The sequence below is a fragment of the Burkholderia sp. Cy-637 genome, assembly GCF_011753175.1.
Classification (GTDB): domain Bacteria; phylum Pseudomonadota; class Gammaproteobacteria; order Burkholderiales; family Burkholderiaceae; genus Burkholderia; species Burkholderia gladioli.
In genome coordinates this window covers 1-16459 of sequence record NZ_VWWC01000097.1, presented here as the reverse complement: position 1 = coordinate 16459, position 16459 = coordinate 1, and the positions used below count along the sequence as shown (strand labels likewise).

The following is a 16459-nucleotide window of genomic DNA, read 5'->3' as shown; positions in this document are numbered from 1 at the left end:
CATCGCGGCCGATCTCAGCCGCGCGCATAATCCGCGGCGTTCGCCACCCAGCCCTTGCCGATGAAGTCCTCGCGCGGCGGCGAGAACACGTCGATCAGCAGGTGCCGGCCGCTGCCCACGCCCTCGGTGGTATGGATCAGCTGCACGGGGATCGCGATCATCGAGGCCGGCCCCGCCGCGAGGTGCTCGTCCTCGCGCCAGGCGTTCGCGTCGGGGCCCCATTGCACGCGCAGGTGATGGATGAAGTCGCCTTCGATCGCCAGCGAGCCCTGCTCGAAATTCGTGTGGCTGTGCGGGCTCAGCTTCGAGCGATCGCGCGCGTCCTGGTACTCGACCCAGTTGATGCTGAGCGTGTCGGTCTGCAGCATCTTCAGGCGCGGCTTGTCGGCCGGCGGCGTGATCGCGTCGATGCCGATCACCTGCAGTTCACCCGCTCCGCGCGTGCGCCGGTAGCCGCTGTCGCTGCCGACGATGCGCGCATCGGGCACCGCGTAATCGGCCGCGTTGCAGGCCGCCCCGGCCGGCAGGTCGGGCCGCGACGAGGCGATCAGCACCGCGCGGGCGCCCGGCGCCGGGCTCACGCGCGCGCGGCCGGCCGGCAGCACGCAGACGCTGCGGCCCGGCACGCGCTGCGTCGGCCCGTCGCCGACGGCGATCTCGGCGCCGTCCTCGGGCAGCAGCACCAGCATCTCGTGCGCGCTCGTCGCCTCGAACTCGCGCGTCTCGCCCTCCAGCCACTGCACGTAGAAGTTCTGGCCGCGCGCCACCGCGCCCGGCGCCAGGTCGTGCACCGCCGCGCGGCGCACGCCGGTTTCCGTGTTTGTCGTCATGTCGATTCCTCGGTGAATCCTGTGTAAGGGGGAAGGTCCTGCTCAGCCGTTGCGCGGGCTCGGCCGGCCCAGCTCGTCGAGCTTGCCGACGGTGGCGTAGCGGTTGCCGTCCAGGCGCGTGAGCGGCTCGGCCAGCACCGTGTCGAAGCGGCCGTCTTCGGTCACGAAACGCTCGTCCAGATGGACGCCGACGATGCGCCCGAACACCACCCGGCTGAAGGTCTCGCCGGGCCCGGTGGGCTCGATGTCGACGATGCGCAGCAGCCGGCATTCCATGCTGGCCGGCGAGGCCGCCACGCGCGGCGGCTTCACCATTACGCTGGGCGCCTTCTCGAGGCCGGCCAGCTCGAACTCGTCCACGCCATAGGGCGCGTTCATCGAACTGGTGTTCATCGGCTCGCGCAGCGCCCAGGTGACGAGGTTGGTGACGAATTCGCCGGTCTCGCGGATGTTGGTGACGGTGTCCTTCTCGTGCCGGTCGGCCGGCGCGTTGCAGGAGAACATCACCACCGGCGGCGCGGTCGAGACCAGGTTGAAATGCGAGAACGGCGCGAGGTTCACCTCGCCGCGCGCGTTGACGGTGCTGATCCAGCCGATCGGGCGCGGCGCCACGATCGCGTTGAACAGCGTGCGCTTGAAGCCGGGCGTGTTCGCCGGGTCGAGAAACATGGGGCTCTCCTGGTCCTGGGTTCCTGAATACTGAAACCGGCCGCGTCAGGCGCGGGCCCCGCCCTTCACGAACACCGCGCGACCGGTGGCATACAGCACCGCGTGGCGTTCCTCGGGCGTGAGCCGCGCGCAGGCCGCGAGCATGCGCTGCACCATGTCGGCATAGGTGCCCGAGGAGGTGCCGATGTCCGAGCCCCACATGATGCGATCGGCGCCGAACATGTCGACCGCCGCGCGCAGCGCCTGGTCGGCCGGCGTGCCGGTCTCGCGATAGATGTCGAGGTTGATCGAGGTGAACTTGAAGAACAGGTTCGGCTCGGCCGCGAGCGGCGCGAAGCGTTCGTCGAAGCCGAAGTTGTCGTCCTCGGCCTCGGGCTCGAGCATGTGGTCGAGCACCACGCGCAGCGTCGGGAAGCGCCGCGCCAGCGCGATGATGGCCGGCACCGAGGGCCCGCCGCCGCCGCGCGCCAGCACCTCGATGTCCATCACGATGCCGTGCTCGTTGGCCACCGCCCAGGTCTCGAGCGCGCGCGGCGACGCCAGCCAGGGCATCGAGCCGTCGGCCTCGCGGCCGCCGAACAGGCGCACGCCGGCCAGGCCGTGGCGCTCGATGTAGCCGCGCACCTGCGCCGGCGTTTCCGGCGCCTCGGCGTCGAGGATCACCACCGCCGAGAAGCGATCGGGATGGGCATCCGAGGAATCGAGGATGTAGCTGTTGTCGTAGCGGTAGATCATGCGCTTTTGCACCGCCACCGCCTCGACCACGCCGGCCTGATCCATCCACGGCAGCATGCGCGACACGTCCGGCACCTCGTTGATCGGATTCGGGCCGTGCGCGCCGCCCGGCAGGCCGATCACGCCCGGCAGGCGCGGCGGCGCGTTGGGCGAGCGCTGCATCGGATTGCGCGGGTAGCGGGTGGTGTCGTCCGCCACCAGGTGCGCGTGCGAATCGAACAGCGCGAGGGCGGGTGCTTGGGGTGTGGCAGGCATGTCGTCTCCAGTGAAGGGAAGCTCGGGTTCAGAACAGGTGGCGGATGCCGACCGTGAAGCCGGTCTGGGCATCGCTGGCCGATGGGGTGGCGAAGGTCAGCGCGGCCACCGCGGCATGGCCGGTGGAATCGATGCCGGCGGCCTTCTCGTGCAGCAGCACGCAATACAGGTCGGTGCGCTTGGACAGCGAATAGTCGGCGCCGAGGTTCCATTGCTGGTAGCTCGCGCCGCTCTGGCCGGCGAAGGAACTCACGCGCGTGTAGGCATAGGCGATGCCGAACTGCAGGGCCGGCGTGAGGCGGTACTTGAGGTTCGCCTCGGCGGTGTTGAAGGTCGCCGTCTTGCCGCGCTCGGCCGCGGGCAGGCTCGCGCCCGTCACGGGCGTGGCGCCCAGGTCGGCGAAGCTGGTGCGCGTGTAGATCGCGCCCAGCGTGAAGTGGCCGAGCTCGTAGGAGGTGCCGGCGCCGAACTCGCGCTGCGAGCCGGCCGTGGCATAACCGCTGAAGATCGGGCTGGTGAAGTTGTTGCCGGTCGCGCTGCTGGTGGCGTTGTTGCCGAACAGCGCGAAGTTCGGATTCTTCACGTACAGATAGGCCGCCGCGAACTTGAAGGGGCCCTGCTGGTAGTCGGCGCCGGCCGAGATCATCTCGTTGCGCGTGACCTGCCCCGCCACGCCGCCCAGGCTGTAGGTCGCCCCCAGTTGCAGGCCGCGATAGCGCGGGCTCACGTACTTGATCGCGTTGTTGGCGCGCTCGGTGCCGTCCACGTCGTCCAGGCCCGCCGGGTGATAACCCCAGCCGGCGCCGCGCGCGGCCCAGTCGGTGCCCGAGGCGAACTGGCCGAGATAGCTCGACAGCGTCAGGTACTGGCGCCCCAGCGTGACGGTGCCGTAAGGCGTGCCGAGCCCGACGAAAGCCTGCCGACCGAACATCAGCCCGGCCTGCAGCGCGCCGGTGGTGGTGGTGAAGCCGTTCTCCAGGGTGAACACGGCGCGATAACCGCCGCCCAGTTCCTCGCTGCCGGTGATGCCGAAGCGCGAGGCGCTCTCGTTGCCGCCCGCGATGGCGTGCTGCGGCGCGCCGCCGGCATTGCTGTTGTAGCGATAACCGGCATCGACGATGCCGTACAGGGTCACGCTGCCCTGGGCCTGCGCGGCACAGGCAAAGCCGCAGGCGGCGGCGCCGATCAGCGCCAGCGATGTCTTCATGGTGTCTCCTCCCGATGTCGTGGCTCCGCTTGCCGCGGATGCCGGATGCGTCGCTGCCGGAGCGCGCTGCGGCGCCCTCGTTTCGACGCCCCGTATGGTTCCACGCAGGCCGTGTCGCTCCAAGCGCGTTTCCATGACTTTTCGCAGAGCGAAATGTCGGGTCCGCGCCGGCGCCGCCACCAATAGGGATCGATCGCCATGATTCCGCACCGCGAAATCTTGCCGAATCGCGCTGGAGAGGGCCATCGGTGCAGCGTAGTATTGCCCGCCGTGGACCGATCGAGTACCGGCCCGCACGAGACAGGCACACAAACCGGCGCACCGCGCGACTGTAAGGCGGCAGACAGCCGGTCCGACACGATGGAGTGGGAGGAGACATGGAGATTTCCCTGGCCGCGGCGGCCCAGCCCGATACCGCGCACGACGAGCGCCTGATCCGGCGCGTCTGGTGGCGCATCATGCCGCTGATCATGGTGACCTACCTGGTATCGGTCATCGACAAGATGAACGTCAGCTTCGCCAAGCTGCAGATGGTCCACCAGATCGGCCTGACCGAGACCGCCTACGGGCTGGCCTCCTCGCTGTTCTTCATCGGCTACCTGATCTTCGAGATCCCCAGCGCGCTCGGCGTGCATCGCTTCGGCGCGCCGAAGTGGATCTTCCGCATCATGCTGAGCTGGGGCATCGCCACCGTGCTGCTGGCCTATACCGCCTCGGGTTCGATGTTCGCGGCGCTGCGCTTCCTGGTGGGCAGCGCCGAGGCGGGGCTCTATCCGGGCGTGGTGTATTACCTGACGGTCTGGCTGCCGCGCCGCTACCAGGTGCGCGCGGTGGCCCTGCTCACGCTGGGCAGCGCGCTGGGCAACATGCTCGGCTCGGCCTTCGGCGGCATGCTGCTGTCGCTGGACGGCACGCTGGGCCATGCCGGCTGGCAGTGGGTGTTCATCGTGACCGGCGCCTTCGCCCTGCTGCTCTCGCCGATCGTGCTGCTGCGCCTGCCCGCCAGCATCGAGACGGCGGGCTTTCTCGACGCGGCCGAGCGCCAGCGACTGGCGCGCATGGTGGCCCAGGAGGCGCCCTCCACCAACCACGAGGGCAATGTCTGGGCGGTGCTGCGCGACCGCGTGGTGATGCTGTTCGCGCTGGGCTACACGCTGCTGCTGACCTCGCTGTACGGGATCATTTACTGGCTGCCGACGGTGATCAAGGGCTTCGGCGTGTCGAGCTCGTTCAACGGCCTGCTGACCATGATCCCCTGGGCGCTCACGGCGATCCTGCTGCTCACCGTGCCGCGCCTGCTCAAGCGCGAGGGCCAGGTGCGGGTGGCGGCCGCCGCGATCGGCACCATCGGCTGCCTGGCCTTCGTGGTCAGCCTGCTGGTGAGCGACCCGGCCTGGCGCTACGTCGCGCTGGTGTTCGGCACGCCCTGCACCTCGCTGCTGCTGCCCTGCTTCTGGTCGCTGCCCTCGAAGTACTTCAGCGGCCGGCGCTCCGCGGCGAGCCTGGCCGCGATCAGCAGCATCGGCAACTTCGGCGGCTTCCTCGCGCAGAACGCGATGCCCTGGATCGGCAAGGCGCTCGGCCATGCCAGCTACGCGATGCTGCTGCCCGCGCTGTGCCTGCTGCTGCTCGGCGCCACCGCGTTCGCGATGGAGCGCGCCAGCCGCCGCGCCGCATCCGTCACCGCCGCGCGCTGAACCGGCGCGCCTGCCCTTTCGACTTCAACGACTCCACGCCCATGCAAGCCAGCCTCCCGCGCCAGATCGGCACCTTCGTCAAGACCGGCGCGCCGCAGATCATCGAGATCCTCGGCGGCGCCGGCCTCCACTTCGCCGTGATCGACGCCGAGCACGCGCCCTTCGATCGCGCCACGCTCGACATCATGGTGATCGCCGCGCGCTCGGTGGCGCTGCCGCTGTTCGTCAGGATTGCCGACATGCAGCCGGCCACCGTGCAGTCCGCGCTCGATCTCGGCGTGTCGGGCCTGCTGGTGCCGCACGTCGATTCGGCCGAGGACGCGCGGCGCCTGGTGGCGCGCACGCGCTTCCTCGACGGCGAGCGCGGTTATTCGAGTTCGCCGCGCTTCGCCGGCTACGGCGCGATGGGCATGAAGCGCGCGGTCGAGGCCGGCAACGGCACCACGGTGATCTGCCAGATCGAGAGCCGCGCCGGCTGCGCGGCGGCCGCCGAGATCGCCGCGGTGGACGGCGTGGCGGGACTGTTCGTCGGCCGCGCCGATCTCGCGCTGTCCTTCGGGCTCGCCGATGCGCGCGCGCCCGAGGTGATGCAGGCCACCGTCGCGGTGCTCGACATCGCGCGCCGCGCCGGCAAGATCGGCGGCGTCGCGATCGGCGAGAGCCAGGAATGCGGCGAGTTCGAGCCGATGGGCGCGAGCTGGTTCGTGGTCGGCTCGGACCAGGCGCTGCTGCGCCGCGGCGCGCTCGCGATGATGGCCTGACACGGCAGCCGCCTGCCGGGACGCCGCCGGCCGGCAAAGCTGGGATAATCCGCCTGGATCAAACGCGATCGCGCCGGCTCTCGCCGAGCGCCGATACGAACCAGAGACAAGATCGGAGACAGACCGGAACCCCAAGATGGCGGAACGCGATTCGTCGATCCGCGCGGTCGAGCGGGCCATTGCCCTGCTGCGCGCGCTCAACCAAATGCCGGTCTCGACGCTCGACGGCCTGCATCAGTCCACCACCCTGCCCAAGCCGACCCTGGTGCGGCTGCTGCGCACCTTCGAGGAACTGGGCCTGGTCGCGCGCGGCGCGCGCCCCGGCGAATACCGCCTGCTCGACGGCGTCAACGCGCTGAACTCGGGTTATCACCACGTGCCGCGCGTGGTCGAGATCGCCGGGCCGCTGGTGCGCGCGCTGACCGAGGAAATCAAATGGCCGATCGCCGTCGGCATGCTCGACGTCGATGCGCTGGTGGTGCGCCACAGCACCATTCCCTATTCGCCGCTCTCGCTGCTGCACTCCTCGATCAACATGCGCCTGAGCCTGGTCTCGCGCGCGCTCGGGCGCGCCTACCTGGCGTTCTGCTCGCCGGAGGAACAGGAGATGCTGCTGGAGATCGTGCGCCAGAGCCATCATCCCGAGGATCGCCTCGCCCACGACCGCGAGGCCGTGCAGGCGATGCTGGAGCAAACGCGCCGGCGCGGCTACGGCCTGCGCGACGCCACCGTGCGGCCCGTGTCGGGCACGCTCGCGGTGCCGGTGATCGCGAAGGATTTCGTGGTGGCCTCGATCGGGCTGACCTGGTTCTCGTCCGCGCTGACGGTCGACAAGGTGGTCGAGCGTTATCTGCATCGCCTGCAGGACGTCTCGCGGCGGATCTCCGAGCAGTTGTAGCGCGCCCGAGCCGGCACGCGCATCGCTGCGGCGCCGCCCTTGTCCGCGCTCGCGCATCCATCGCCGCTATAACGACAGGGGCCGCTCGCCTTTCGGCGCAATTCGCACAATTCGTACTCGCGACTATTTCATTGTTTGGCAAACCCGGCATCTAAATTCGAGTCTTCACGCTTTTTCCCGCGATGGGCCGCGCGTAGATTGCAAGGCACTCCGGCGCGTCGCCGTCCTGGCGACGACCGGTCCACACTAGGTGAGGAACAGCATGGCCAGGCTCGAAGGAAAGGTCGCACTCGTCACGGGTGCCTCGAAGGGAATCGGCGCGGCAATCGCCAAGGCGCTCGCCGCCGAGGGCGCATCCGTGGTGGTCGGTTACGCCAGCAGCAAGTCGGGCGCGGAAAGCGTGGCCGCCGAGATCCGCGACGCCGGCGGGCGCGCGGTGGCGGTGGGCGGCGACGTGTCGAAGGCGGCCGATGCCGCGAAGCTGGTGCAGGCCGCGATCGACGAATTCGGCGCGCTGCATACCGTCGTCAACAACTCGGGCGTGTATGCCTTCGCGGCGCTGGAAGACATCACCGAGGACGAGTTCCATCGTCAGTTCAATACCAACGTGCTGGGCCTGCTGCTGGTCACGCAGGCCGCCTCGAAGCACCTTGGCGAAGGCGCGAGCGTGATCAACATCAGCTCGGCGGCGACGCGGATCACCCCCGCCACCACCGCCGTCTATACCGGCACCAAGGGCGCGGTGGATGCGATCACCAACGTGCTGGCGCTGGAGCTCGCGCCGCGCAAGATCCGCGTCAACGCGATCAACCCCGGTTATGTCGAGACGGAAGGCACGCACGCGGCCGGCATCGCGGGCTCCGAGATGGAAGCGCAGTTCGTGGCGCAAACGCCGCTGGGCCGCGCCGGCCAGCCTGACGATATCGCCGGCGTCGCCGTGTTCCTGGCCTCGGACGACGCGCGCTGGATCAGCGGCGAGCATCTGCTAGCGGCCGGCGGCCTGCGCTGAGATCGGCCGGCGCGCCTCGGGCCCTGGACGGCAGGCCCCGGGCGCGCCGGAGCGGATTGCATCGACGCATCACAAGGCCGGGGCAAGCTCCCGGCTGGTCCGGTTGCGCGCTGCTCGCCGCGACCGGAACCAGGCGGGCTACCGGCTCGCCTGAGCCTGATCTTCCAGGCCCCCATTCACGGCGACTCCCGCATTTCATCTCTCCCACGCGACGCGTCGCATCCTTTCAAGCGGCTTTCTCGCTCGTCCCCGCCTAGCTCGTTCCTGGCACACGCCGCGCCGCCGCGAGCCTGCGCGCCATCGTCCCATCCGCCGCGCTCCCGACGCGCCGCGCCTCGCCGTCCCGACTTCCCCCAATCAAGTTTTCGCGCGCCGCGCCGTAGACGCTATGAGCGGGTGCCGTCGCCCGCCCTCGATTCCCCGTACCCGATTACCGCAACCGCCTCCCGATTCGCGCAGCCCGCCCTCTCCTCTCAAGGCCATGATGTCCTCACTCCGAAGCCGCATCCTGATCATCTCCTCCGCCACCGTGATCGGCGCGCTCGCGCTGTCGGGCGCCGCCGCCTACTTCACGGTGCGCGCCAACACGATGGAAACCATCGCGCAGAACCTGGACGCGATCGCCGGCGCCAACACGCTGGCGATCGACAAGTGGGTGGAGGCCAAGGCGCAGGCGGTCAAGGCTTCGGCCGAGGACGTCGAGCACGGCGATCCGCAAGGTTTCGTCAAGCACATGGGCCGCGCCAGCGGCTTCCCGATCACCACGGTCGGCTGGAGCGACAAGAGCTTTTTCTCGACCACCAGCACCGCGCCGGGCTACGACCCGACCGCCCGCCCCTGGTACAAGGCCGCGCTGGCCGCGGGCGCGCTGGTGGTCACCAAGCCCTATGGCGACTCCTCGACGGGCGCGCCCTACGTGTCGTTCTCCGCGCCGATGATGCGCAACGGCTCGGCCGACGGCGTGGTGAGCGGCGCGGTGCCGCTCGAGGGCGTGCGCGAGGTGGTGTCCACCGTGCATCCGACGCCCGCCAGCCTGGCCTTCGTGGTGACGCGCGACGGCCAGGTCATCGCGCACCCGGACGCCAAGCTCGCGCTCAAGCCCGCCACCGATATCGCCGAGGCGCTCACGCCCGCCGCGCTCGCCTCGCTGGCCCAGGCCGGCGCGCCGATGGAGATCGCGCTGGGCGGCGTGGCGAAGCTGCTCAAGGCCCAGCCGGTGGCCGGCACCGACTGGTACCTGGTGATCGCGCTCGACAAGGCCGAGGCCACCGCGGGACTGAGCCGGGTGCTGCGCACGCTCGGCGTGGCGATGCTGCTGCTGACGCTGGCCGCGGTCGGCCTCGCGGCCTTCTTCACCTCGAACTCGTTCCGCAGCCTGTCGCGGGTGCGCGACGCGATGGACACCATCGGCTCGGGCGGCGGCGACCTCACGCATCGCCTGCCGGTGGCCGGCCGCGATGAGGTGGCGCAGATCTCCGCTTCCTTCAATGCCTTCGTCGACAAGATCAGCGCGGTGCTGCACGACGTGAAGTCCGGCGTGGACAGCATGAAGCTGGCCACCGGCGAAATCGAAATGGGCAATCGCGACCTGTCGCAGCGCACCGAGACTTCGGCCAGCAACCTGCAGCACACCTCGGCCGCGCTCACCGAACTGACCGCGAGCGTGAAGCAGTCGGCGGAATCGGCGATGGAGGCCTCGCGGCTCGCGACCTCGGCCAGCGAGGCGGCGGCGCGCGGCGGCGAGGTGGTGACCAGCGCGGTCAGCACGATGGACGAGATCGCCCGCGCCTCGGCGCGCATCACCGAGATCATCGGCGTGATCGACGGCATCGCCTTCCAGACCAATATCCTCGCGCTGAACGCGGCGGTGGAAGCCGCGCGCGCCGGCGAGCACGGCCGCGGCTTCGCGGTGGTGGCCGGCGAGGTGCGCACGCTCGCCCAGCGCTGCGCGACGGCCGCGCGCGAGATCAAGGACCTGATCCAGTCCTCGGAAGCCAGCGTCGATACCGGCGCGCAACGCGTGCAGGCGGCCGGCGCGGCGATGCGCGAGATCGTCGAGGGCATCGAGCGCGTCAATCGCGTGATCGGCGAGATCGACGGCGCGATGAACGAGCAGAGCACCGGCATCAGCCAGATCGATCGCAGCGTCGCCGAGATGGACCAGGCCACGCAGCAGAACGCGGCGCTGGTCGAGCAGTCGACCGCCGCCTCGGCGACGCTCAACGAACAGGCGCATGGCCTGTCGGGGATCGTGGGGCTGTTCCGGTTGCGGCAAGCGGCGGCGACGAGCTGAGCGAGGCGCGCAGGAGCGCCCCGCAAACCCGCCTCAGGACCCGCTGCCCGGCGCCTTGGGCAGCGCATCCGCGGCCGTCATACGCGTGTAGTCCGCATCGGGGCCGGACGGCGGCCTCAGCTTGTCGGCGGCCGCCCACTGCGTGGGCGTGGCGGACAGCTGGTAGCGCAGGGTCGCGCCCTTGTCGATGGCGCCCAGCGGCAGCCAGGAACCGGCATAGTCGGCGCCGTCGAGCTTCAGCGACCGGATATACGCGAACGCGGGGCGCCCCGAATCATCCATGGCGACCTGCCTGTCGCTCTCGATCCGCAACTTCCTGCCCTTGCCGAACCAGACGGTGATCCCGCTGAACTGCGGCGTGGACAGGGCCAGGCCGGCCTCGGACGGAATCACCGGGAACATGCCGAGCGCCGCCCACACGTACCAGCTCGACATCGCACCCATGTCGTCGTTGCCCGGCAGCCCATTGCGCTTGGTGGTGAAGGCCTTGGACATGATGATCGGGATGACGTACTGCGCCCCGCTCGGTTGCCCGGCCCAGTTGTAGGCCCACGGCGACTGGAACGCGGGCTCGTTGCCGATGTACAGGGTGTGGGACGACTCGTTGCCGTTGAGCGCCTTGGAGTCGGGCGAGCTGGAAAAAGGCGCCGTAATCGAAAACAGCGCGTCCAAGCGCGAAACAGCCGCCTGCTTGCCGCCGATCGCATCGATCAGCGCCGACCAGTCCTGCGCGAAGCTCCAGAAGTAATTCGGTTCGGTGGATTCGTGGAAACCACCCTGCGTGAGCGTGCCCAGCGTGCCGGGCACCGCGCCGTCGGGCGGCGCATTGCGCGCGGCGATCGTCTTGCTCGTCTCGTCGAAGATGTTGCGCCACCACGAGGCGCGCGCATAGAGCGTGCGGATCTGCTCCGGCGTGACACCGCTCCCCGCGGCGCTCAGCACGCTGGCGGGCAGCGCCTGCAGGAAGGCAGCGGCGGAACGGTCGCTCAGCACGCGTTCGATGGTCGTGGACGACGAGTGCTCGTCCTTGCTCTGCGGAACGTAGCGCAAGTGGATGAAATCAGACAGATAAGTGTCGCTGGGGCGATCGTTGCATGCGCTGGCCGTGTCGAACACGGATTGCTTCGTCAGGCGCGCCGCCGAGACCAGGTCGAAATCGGTCGCGCCGAACTTGTATGCGGCCGCCATCACGTTCAATGCATTGTCGCCCCTCATCGGCGTCGAGTCGTCGCTGCCGTCGACCCAATGCGGGAAGGCGCCGCACTGCAAACCGTCGGTCACCAGCGACTGCATCATGTCGCTCGACTCCTTCGGCGCCAGCATCGCCAACAACTGCACCTGCGACCGATAGGTGTCCCACATCGAGAACCCCGTGTAGTGATTGCCGGCGCCGCCCTGCGACCCGTCGTGGCGGCGGAAGGCATAGTCGGCGAGTCTCGCCGTGGCCCGCTGCGGCACGAGGCCAGTCTGGTCGACCTGCTTCGGGTATCGGCCATCCGCGCCTTTCGGCTGACGCATGCTGCGGAATTCGCCGTTCGTGTCGCTGTAGAGCGTCGGTGCACCGAACACACGGTAGAGCGCCGTGTAGAACTTGGTCAGGTTCGCCCGTTGTTGCGGATCCAGCTCCGACGGATTCGCGGCCTGGTCGATCTGGATCGTGTTGAGACGGTCGTTCCAGAGAGCCGAGGCATTCGCGCGAGCGTCGTCGAAGCTCGGCTTTTCCCCCTCCCCAAGCAGGTTGCGTCGTGCGTTCTCGATGCTGACCGAGGAGACCGCCACCTTCATGGTCACCGTCCTGTCGGTATCGCTCAGGTCGAATTGCAGGGTCGCGGCTCCCTTGACGACGGTGTTGACCGACGAGGTATCCGCCTGCTTGCGCAAGGGCTTGTCGAAGCTCGCGTAGAAATACACGGGCGCGTTCCAGGGTGTGCCGTAAGGCGTGCAGAAGGCCGGCGCCACCGCCTGCCCGCTGACCGATCTGCCGTCACTGCCAAGCGTCAATGTCACGCGATCGGGGGTAATCCTGGTGGCCGAGGCGTTGCTGCCGGCATTCAGCCGGGCATCGATCGAGAAGAATCCGCGGTCCTTGTTCGCATAGGTGATGCGCGCCATGCCGACGCGCGCCGTCGCCGTCAACTCCGTGACGATGCCGCTCCTGAGGCGGACCTTGTAGTAGCCGGGTTCCGCCGCTTCGTCCGAATAGTCGTACTCGATACCCGCCGGCCGGCCGGTCGGCGCGATCGCCTTGGCCGTATCGCTCGGCAGCATCGCCACGGTACCCTGCCCCGGGCATCCGACGCCGCTCAGGTGCGTCACGCTGAAGAAGTGGATGGTACCGTTCGCCCCCCATCTGGACGACAGGTAACCGCCCGATCCGTTGAAGTCGCTACGCGGTGTGTTCGGCCCGAAATTCACCATGCCGAACGGCACCGTCGCGCCCGGACTGACGTTGCCGGCATGGCGTGAGTCCGGATTCATCCCGGTACCGATGAACGGATCGACGAACTGCGTCAGCATCATGTCCTGACGACGCGGCGATGGTGGTGTCGATTCGCTCCGGGCTTCGGTGGGTGCTTGCGGCCGCGGCGCAACGCCGGTGGCGACGGGGGTTTTCGCGGGCGAAACCAGGCTGGCGCTGTCCGTCCCGTCTCCGCCACATGCGCCCAGCGTCGCGCAGATCAGCACCACGGTAATCACAAGTTTTGAATTCGTCATTTCCAGATATCCATCGATAAATTTTTTCAAATGGGAAAATTTAAATTCACGCCCAATGACAAATCATTATCGATCGCCTCGAATCGAGGCCGACATCTGGAATAACCCTGTACGACCTCAGTTTAGCGGCCTTCATTATGTGTTTCTCGTCGCGACGTCGGCACTATCCCATTTTTATCCACCTTGTCATCTTCAACATTTAAATATGAATTTTCTTATTTACTATTTAATTTATATTCCCGACAAATCATCCATTTCATTATCAAGACGGAATACCGGACACGGTAACGACCGATCGCGATGGCCGGATAAGACCCCTCGAACGACCCGCTCGGCGCTTGGTCGGCATTCCGGCCGGTTCTATCCTCGGCTCCAGACGAGTCGCACAATCCGCGCGACGCCCCAACCCAGCGAGCCAGGCCCATGAGCCGTGCAGATCTCCCGCCGCGCACGCATGCCGCCCTACCCGACTACCCGACCTACCGCGAGGCCCTCATGGGCCAGCGCCTGCCGGCCGCCTTCGTCGACCTCGACCAGTTCGATGCCAATCTCGCGGACCTGAAGCGTCGCGCGCGCGGCCTGCCGATCCGGCTCGCCACCAAGTCGTTGCGCTCGCGCGAGCTGATCGCTGCGGCGCTGGCGGGCGGCCCGTTCATGCAGGGTCTGTTGTGTTATTCGGCCGCCGAGGCGGCCTGGCTGGCGGACAGCGGCTTCGACGATATCGTGGTCGCCTATCCCGGCGTGGAGCCCGACGACTTGCGTGCCGTGGCCGTGCAGTCGAGACGCGGCCGCTCGATCACGCTGATGGTCGACGCCGCCGCGCAGGTCGACGCGATCGCGCGCGTCGCGCGCGACGAGGCCGTGACGATCCCGCTCGCGATCGATCTCGACATGTCGTCGGCTTATCCTGGCCTGCACTTCGGCATGTACCGCTCGCCGGTGCGCGACGTCGCGGCCGCGCTCGCGCTCGCGAACCATATCGGCGACCAGGAACAGGTGCGGCTCGCCGGGCTGATGGGCTACGAAGGCCAGATCGCCGGCCTGGCCGACATGACGCCGGGCGGCGGCGCGCGCAATGCGTTGATCCGCGTGCTGAAGCGCCGCTCGGCGCGCGAGGTCAACGCGCGCCGGCAGGCCGTGGTCCGCGCGCTCGCCGAGGCCGGTCACGCGCTGCGCTTCGTGAACGGCGGCGGCACCGGCAGTTTCGAAAGCACGCTGGACGATCCCTCGGTCACTGAGCTGGCCGCCGGATCGGGCCTCTACGCGCCCGCGCTGTTCGATCACTACGCGGCGTTCCATGCGCGGCCGGCCGCCGGCTTCGCGTTGCCGGTGACGCGTATTCCGCGACCGGGCATGGCCACCTGCTCGGGCGGCGGTTATATCGCCTCCGGGCCGGCCGGCCCGAGCCGGCTGCCCTCGCCATGGCTGCCCGCCGGCTGCACGCTGGTCCGCAACGAAGGCGCCGGCGAGGTGCAGACGCCGCTGCGCCTGCCGCGCGGCTTCACACCCGCGATCGGCGATCCGGTCCTGTTCCGCCACGCCAAGGCCGGCGAGCTGTGCGAGCGCTTCAACAGCCTGCTGCTGATCCGCGATGGACGCGTGATCGGCGAGACGCCCACTTATCGCGGCGACGGCAAGAGCTTCTTCTAGCGCGGGCATCCCGCCGTTCGACGGCACGACATTCGGGAGACAGGCTCCATGTGGAGAAACTGGTCGGGTTATGTCAGCAGTCCTGAAGCAAGCGTCTCGACACCGGCCTCGCATGAGGCGCTCGCGGCCGTGCTGCGCGACGCGGCTCGACGCGGCGTGACGGTGCGCGCCGCCGGCGCCGGCCATTCGTTCTCGCCGCTGGTGCAGACCGACGGCGTGATCCTGTCGCTCGACGCGCTGCAGGGCGTGATCGAGATCGACCGCGAGCGGCGCGTGGCGCGCGTGCACGCCGGCACGCGCCTGTGGGCGCTCGGGCCGGCCTTGGCCGAGCAGGGGCTCGCGATGGAGAACCTCGGCGACATCAACGTGCAGTCGATCGCCGGCGCGACCAGCACCGGCACGCACGGCACCGGCATTCGGCTCGGCAACCTGGCCACGCAGATCGACAGCCTCGTGTTCCTGCGTGCCGACGGCTCGACATGCCGCGCATCGGCCGATGCCGATCCGGCGTTGTTCGCCGGCGGCCGGATCGGGCTCGGCGCGCTCGGCGTGCTGACCGAGATCGGCCTGCGGCTGGTGCCTTCGTTCCGGCTGCGGCTGGAGCGCGGCACGATGCGGCTCGACGATTGCCTGCTGCAGGCGCCGACGCTGATCGAACGGCATCGCTCCTTCGAGTTCTACTGGTTCCCGCATACCGATACCGTGCTCACCAAGGCCTGGGACCTCTGCGACGAACCCGCCGAGCCCACGCACCGGGCGAGCCGCGCCGCCGAGTCCTTCCTCGAGAACACGGTGTTCGGCGCCTTGTGCGGGCTCGGCCGGCACCTTCCCTCGCTGTGCCCGGCGCTGAGCCGTCTGTGCGCCTCCACCGTGTCCGCCGGGCAGCGCGTCGATGCGAGCCATGCGATGCTGTCCACGGTGCGCCGGGTGCGCTTCAACGAGATGGAATGGTCGGTGCCGGCCGAACGCGGCGCCGACGCGCTGCGGGAGATCCGCGCCTTCATCGCGCGGCGCGAGTTCCCTCTGATGTTTCCGATCGAGTATCGCTGGGTGCGCGGCGACGACATCTGGCTGAGCCCCGACTATGGACGCGACAGCGTGCGCATCTCGGTACACCAGTATCGCGGCATGCCCTACGAGGCGTATTTCGCCGGCGTGCAGGCGATCTGCCGCAATCATGGCGGCCGGCCGCATTGGGGCAAGGTGCATGGCCTGGGCGCCGCCGAGCTCGCTGGCTGTTATCCGCGCTGGGACGACTTCCTCGCGCTGCGCGAACGGATGGACCCGCGGGGCCGATTCCTGACGCCCTATCTGCGCGGGCTGTTCGGACTGACGCGCGGTGCGTCGTCCGTCCCGGCGCCCCGCTACGGGACCGACCCGATGCCTGAAACCGCGCGCATCGCGCAAGATCGGGCGGGTTCCGATCAGGAGGCCTCATGATCACGACCGACCCGCAAGCCGGCGCGTCTCGCCCCGATCCGCCGGCCGGCGCGGTGATCCGGCTCGCCCTCGCCTTCGCCGCGGCCACCAACGGGCTGATCCTCTCGCCGTTCCTGGTTGCCGCGGTGATGGCGCGCTTCCGGCTCGACGAAGGCGCCGCCACCGCGCTGGTCAGCGCCGAGATCCTCGGTATCGCGATCAGTTGCGCGCTGCTGTCCCACCGCATCGCGCGCGCCGCGCGCGGCTACACGCGACTGGGCATGCTCGGCACGATCGCCGGCCAGGCGCTCGGCGCGCTCA

12 protein-coding genes and 1 pseudogene are annotated in these 16459 nt (G+C 69.0%); 8 read left to right on the top strand and 5 right to left on the bottom strand.

Going from position 1 to position 16459, the window contains the following annotated elements; translation table 11 throughout:
* Positions 1 to 14: 14 nt before the first annotated feature.
* Genes F3J10_RS22860 through F3J10_RS22845 form a run of 4 tightly spaced genes read right to left on the bottom strand, consistent with a single transcriptional unit; the run spans position 15 to position 3696 of the window.
* On the bottom strand, positions 15 to 830 hold the full coding sequence (locus F3J10_RS22860; RefSeq protein WP_167243053.1) for a hypothetical protein: 816 nt from the start codon (positions 828 to 830) through the stop codon (positions 15 to 17).
* 42 nt (positions 831 to 872) lie between these two features.
* The gene (locus F3J10_RS22855) at positions 873 to 1499 is read right to left on the bottom strand and encodes a flavin reductase family protein (protein WP_166914377.1); all 627 of its coding nucleotides are present in this window, start codon (positions 1497 to 1499) and stop codon (positions 873 to 875) included.
* A gap of 45 nt (positions 1500 to 1544) precedes the next feature.
* Positions 1545 to 2489 carry an amidohydrolase family protein gene (locus tag F3J10_RS22850; RefSeq protein WP_166914379.1) on the bottom strand — a complete coding sequence of 315 codons (945 nt, stop codon included), beginning with the start codon at positions 2487 to 2489 and terminating at the stop codon, positions 1545 to 1547.
* Between the two features lie 28 nt (positions 2490 to 2517).
* Positions 2518 to 3696: a porin gene (locus F3J10_RS22845; protein ID WP_167243052.1), complete on the bottom strand. Its 1179-nt coding sequence runs from the start codon at positions 3694 to 3696 to the stop codon at positions 2518 to 2520.
* Positions 3697 to 4073: 377 nt separating this feature from the next.
* Here F3J10_RS22845 and F3J10_RS22840 point away from each other — a divergent pair, with 377 nt between their 5' ends.
* The 5 genes from F3J10_RS22840 to F3J10_RS22820 all read left to right on the top strand — a co-directional run bounded on the left by F3J10_RS22840 (position 4074) and on the right by F3J10_RS22820 (position 10354).
* Complete coding sequence (locus tag F3J10_RS22840) at positions 4074 to 5393, top strand: MFS transporter (protein WP_167243051.1); 1320 nt, start codon at positions 4074 to 4076, stop codon at positions 5391 to 5393.
* Between the two features lie 41 nt (positions 5394 to 5434).
* Complete coding sequence (locus F3J10_RS22835) at positions 5435 to 6154, top strand: aldolase/citrate lyase family protein (RefSeq protein ID WP_025102192.1); 720 nt, start codon at positions 5435 to 5437, stop codon at positions 6152 to 6154.
* 136 nt (positions 6155 to 6290) lie between these two features.
* On the top strand, positions 6291 to 7052 hold the full coding sequence (locus F3J10_RS22830) for a DNA-binding transcriptional regulator (protein WP_167243050.1): 762 nt from the start codon (positions 6291 to 6293) through the stop codon (positions 7050 to 7052).
* Between the two features lie 262 nt (positions 7053 to 7314).
* Complete coding sequence (locus F3J10_RS22825; RefSeq protein WP_025102194.1) at positions 7315 to 8061, top strand: glucose 1-dehydrogenase; 747 nt, start codon at positions 7315 to 7317, stop codon at positions 8059 to 8061.
* 484 nt (positions 8062 to 8545) lie between these two features.
* On the top strand, positions 8546 to 10354 hold the full coding sequence (locus tag F3J10_RS22820; protein WP_025099290.1) for a methyl-accepting chemotaxis protein: 1809 nt from the start codon (positions 8546 to 8548) through the stop codon (positions 10352 to 10354).
* A 33-nt stretch (positions 10355 to 10387) separates the two neighbouring features.
* Here the strand turns inward: F3J10_RS22820 and F3J10_RS22815 are convergent, their stop codons facing one another.
* Positions 10388 to 13069 (bottom strand): GH92 family glycosyl hydrolase, encoded by a 2682-nt coding sequence (locus tag F3J10_RS22815; protein ID WP_167243049.1) that lies wholly within the window; start codon positions 13067 to 13069, stop codon positions 10388 to 10390.
* Positions 13070 to 13492: 423 nt separating this feature from the next.
* Here F3J10_RS22815 and F3J10_RS22810 point away from each other — a divergent pair, with 423 nt between their 5' ends.
* The 3 genes and pseudogenes from F3J10_RS22810 to F3J10_RS22800 all read left to right on the top strand — a co-directional run.
* Positions 13493 to 14719 (top strand): amino acid deaminase/aldolase, encoded by a 1227-nt coding sequence (locus tag F3J10_RS22810; protein ID WP_167243048.1) that lies wholly within the window; start codon positions 13493 to 13495, stop codon positions 14717 to 14719.
* Between the two features lie 48 nt (positions 14720 to 14767).
* Positions 14768 to 16159: a D-arabinono-1,4-lactone oxidase gene (locus F3J10_RS22805; RefSeq protein WP_167243047.1), complete on the top strand. Its 1392-nt coding sequence runs from the start codon at positions 14768 to 14770 to the stop codon at positions 16157 to 16159.
* Positions 16156 to 16459, top strand: a pseudogene (locus F3J10_RS22800) (MFS transporter); the annotation flags it as partial. The gene F3J10_RS22805 and the pseudogene F3J10_RS22800, both read left to right, overlap by 4 nt.